This is a genomic window from Rickettsia sp. TH2014, from assembly GCF_019249195.1.
GTDB lineage: Bacteria > Pseudomonadota > Alphaproteobacteria > Rickettsiales > Rickettsiaceae > Rickettsia > Rickettsia felis.
Genome location: NZ_MXAX01000254.1, coordinates 1 through 3,946 on the forward strand (window position 1 = coordinate 1; position 3,946 = coordinate 3,946).

Here is a 3,946-nt window from a genome sequence, read left to right on the forward strand (position 1 = left end):
CTTTAAACTTCTGTTATATTCTTTCCAGTTGCAAACTTTTTGTAGCTTTGACATACACACTTGTGGTTAAGTTTTTTGTCGATTTACTACTTTTCTTAGTTCGCAGCTACTTTTTTTTATATCTACGCAACAAGGTCTTGCAGGAATGACGGAAAAATCGTTCCATGCAGCCTACGGCTGCTTGCAATGACGATGAAAACCTAACTACATCCTATCCATAGGCTCTACACCTATCACTTCAAGACCACTAGCTATAACTTTCTGTATGGCACTTGCAAGAGCAAGACGAGCGGTAGTTAATTCTTTATTGCTCTCGATTACAAATCTATAATCGCTATTTTCTTTACCAAAATTCCACATAGAATGAAATCTTGAGGCTAAGTTTATTAAATAAAATGCAATGCGGTGTGGTTCAAAATATTTTGCAGATGTTTCTAATGTTTTTGTCCAGCTAGCCAAAAGTTTTATGATCTCAATTTCTTCTTCCGATGATAATAAAGATAAATCATACTTACCTTCTTCAAAGTTATTATAAGATTCAGGCATTAATCCCCTAGCTTTCGATAAAATTGATATTGTTCTTACATGTGCATATTGTACGTAAAAGATAGGATTTTCTCTTGATTGTTCTTTTACTTTTACTAAATCAAAATCAAGCGGCTTATCATTTTGTCTTGTTAACATCATAAATCTTATGACATCTTTCCCCACCTCATGATTTACGTCTTGCACACTGGCAAAACTCCCAAGGCGTTTTGACATTTTAACCGGCACACCGTTTTCAACAAAATTGACCAATTGACAGATTTTAACGTCTACTTTAACTTGTTCTTTGCCTAGAGCCTTAACTATTGCCTCAATTCTTTTAACATATCCGCTATGGTCCGCACCAAGTATATAAATTAAGTGATTTGCTCCTCTATCTATTTTATCCTTAGCATATGCAAGATCGGAAGCAAAATACGACCAACTTCCATCAGCTTTTTCTATAGGACGATCTTGACTATCACCGTAATTGGTAGATTTAAATAATTTTTGAACTCTATTATCCCATTCCTCATGAACTTTACCTTTAGGAGCAGGGAGGCTGCCTTCATAAATTAGCCCCATATGCTCTAGTAGTTTAACTGTTTTTCCTATCTCGCCTTTATCATGCAATGATTGCTCAGAGAAAAATATATCATGTTTAATACCTAAATCTGCTAAATCTTTTCTATTTAAATCAAGCATTTTTTCTACAGCAAAATTTTTGACTATTTTGAACCTTTCATCTTCGTTCATCGTTAATAATTTATTACCGTATTCTTTCGCCAAAATTTGCCCAAGCGGAATTAAATATTCCCCTGGATACAAACCGGCAGAAATAGTAATTTTCTCGCCCAGAGCTTCTCTATAACGTAATAATACCGTACTCACTAAATCATTTATTTGCGAACCTGCATCATTAACATAATATTCTTTTGTAACAGAGTAACCTACCTTTTGCAGAATTCTTGCTAACACATCACCGTATACCGCGCCCCTAGCATGGCCTATATGCATTGGACCGGTAGGATTTGCCGAAACATACTCGATGTTAATATTTCTGCTTTTATCTATATCAATTACAAAAAACTTTTCTTCGTGCTGTAGAATATCTTTAACTGCTATCTGCCAAGTTTCAGCTTTTATAGTAAAGTTAATAAAGCCGGGTCCTGCTATTTCTATACTTGCAATATAAGGTAATGTTATAAGAATTTCTTTAAACTTTAAAGCCACTTCCCGTGGAGAAATATTTTCTTTAGCAGCAAGAATCATTGCAATATTACTTGATAAATCACCGTTAAAACTATCTTTCGGAGTTTCAATAGTAGCATTATTTGCTATTTCTTGATTATTATATAATTGCCTGCTTGCCGCAATTATATCTTGTTTTAATTGATTAAATATATTCATAATTAAGTTTTTAGATATTATTAAAATTCAGCGAGCAAAGCTGATTATATTCTTGAATGGCAAAACGGTCGGTCATACCTGCTATATAATCGGCAATAACTCTAGCTTTACTGTATGTTTCATTAGCGCCTATTAGCATTTTCCAATTAACCGGTAATAAATTAATATCATCCATATAAACCTTAAACAGACCTTGAACAATTTTAGTACATTTAAGGCTTATGGCCATAATTTTATTACTTTTATAAACTCGCTCATGCAGAAACTTTTTAGTTTCCTTAATACGGACATTAGTTTTTTCCGTAAAATCCACTATCTGATAATTTAAGTTACGTATTTCGTCTATATTAGTAATTTTTTCTTTATTTAAATTTTCTTGTGTTTGCCATAGTAAATCGGTAATTAACTCATGTATTAGCTTACGTACTACCTCATAAATCAGACAAGAAGAACCAATATTCTTAAATTTTGCTTTAATCTCAAAAACATGTTGGTCAATATATTTAAGCTCAGCAAGACTATTAAAATCGATAATTTTAGCACCGATACTATCTTCGAGATCATGCGAAATATAACTAATATCATCAGCAAGTGCTGCTATTTGAGCCTCTGCTGATGCGTAAGTACCAAGATCTAAATCATTTTGCTTATTATACTCTGCGATATATTCATTTATCTCAGTAGTAATAGGACCATTATGTTTTACGATTCCTTCTAAAACTTCCCATGTTAAATTGACTCCGTTATAAGCCGCATATCTTTTTTCAAGTAATGTTAGTATCTTTAAAGATTGAGCATTATGGGAAAAGCCTTTATACTCTTTCATACATTCATTTAAAGCTCTTTCGCCTGCATGACCGAAAGGCGTATGACCAAGATCATGAGCAAGTGCTATTGTCTCAGCTAAATCACTTGATAAATTTAAAGTATTAGCGACCGAACGAGCAACAGTCGAAACCTCTAAGGAGTGAGTTAGCCTATTTCTGTAATGATCCCCTTCGTGATTAATAAAAACCTGAGTTTTATATTGCAAACGCCTAAACGCATTGGTATGAATAATACGATCACGATCACGTTCAAACTCGTTTCTATACGAAGTCGGGATTTCTTTATATAATCTTCCCCTACTTTTAAGAGGATCGGTAGCGTATGAAGCTAGCATCGTTATCCTTTATTTTGAAAGGCGTTGTGTTGAGGCTACCAAATCGTCATTGCGAGCGAACGTAGAGAGCGTGGCAATCTAGAAAACAGTATAAAATTCCTGAGATTGCCACGTCGAGGCTCTGCCCCTCCTCGCAATGACGACTTGGTATCCACACAAGCAACGCCGACTTGAAAAATGTTAAAGTATACTATATAATTTACAAGACTTTTACAAGGTAATTTTGGTGACGATAACAATTACGGATAGGGCTTTTCAACGAGTTTGCGAGTTAATAGAGCTAGAAAAAGATGAGAATTTAGTACTGCGAGTTACGGTTGATAGCGGCGGTTGTTCAGGACTTATGTATAATTATGAACTAGTCTCAAAAGATGGTATAGAGCAGGATGATTATGTCATTACTAAACATAATGCTACAATTATTATTGATCCTATCTCTCAAAAATTTATGCTAGATTGTACTTTAGATTTTATAGAGGAACTCGGCAGTTCATATTTCAACGTTAGTAATCCGCAAGCCAAAGCAAAATGTGGCTGCGGTAATTCTTTTTCGGTATAGATATTGTTGCCCATGAAATTCTAAATCGTCATTGCGGGGAGCGAAGTGACGTGGCAATCTAGAAAAAATAATAAAAAAATTCTGTAAATCAGAATTTTTAACTGGATTGCTTCGTCGAATTACTATGTAATTCTTCTCGCAATGACGTATAAACCGAGCCATGCAACAAGGTCGACTTGACCATGGGATGACAGAGCTGAAATTGACCCACGCAACAATGGTGGGAATCTAGTAAAGCAGATAAAATATGTGATTTGTAGACATGTAGAAGTCAAGATTTAATCTTACAG

At 34.4% G+C, this 3,946-nt stretch carries 3 protein-coding genes and 1 pseudogene; 2 read left to right on the plus strand and 2 right to left on the minus strand.

Features of this window, described 5'->3' with window-relative positions; translation table 11 throughout:
• Positions 1 to 204: 204 nt before the first annotated feature.
• Positions 205 to 1,935, minus strand: coding sequence for an arginine--tRNA ligase (gene argS / locus KYQ89_RS05255; protein ID WP_218460703.1), 1,731 nt, complete (start codon positions 1,933 to 1,935; stop codon positions 205 to 207).
• A 10-nt stretch (positions 1,936 to 1,945) separates the two neighbouring features.
• The gene (locus KYQ89_RS05260) at positions 1,946 to 3,097 is read right to left on the minus strand and encodes a deoxyguanosinetriphosphate triphosphohydrolase (RefSeq protein ID WP_218460704.1); all 1,152 of its coding nucleotides are present in this window, start codon (positions 3,095 to 3,097) and stop codon (positions 1,946 to 1,948) included.
• 226 nt (positions 3,098 to 3,323) lie between these two features.
• Here KYQ89_RS05260 and KYQ89_RS05265 point away from each other — a divergent pair, with 226 nt between their 5' ends.
• Together KYQ89_RS05265 and KYQ89_RS08365 are read left to right on the plus strand one after the other, a co-directional pair.
• Complete coding sequence (locus KYQ89_RS05265; RefSeq protein ID WP_218460705.1) at positions 3,324 to 3,656, plus strand: iron-sulfur cluster assembly accessory protein; 333 nt, start codon at positions 3,324 to 3,326, stop codon at positions 3,654 to 3,656.
• 64 nt (positions 3,657 to 3,720) lie between these two features.
• Positions 3,721 to 3,805 (plus strand): annotated as a pseudogene (locus KYQ89_RS08365) (lytic transglycosylase domain-containing protein); the annotation flags it as partial.
• Positions 3,806 to 3,946 lie beyond the last annotated feature (141 nt).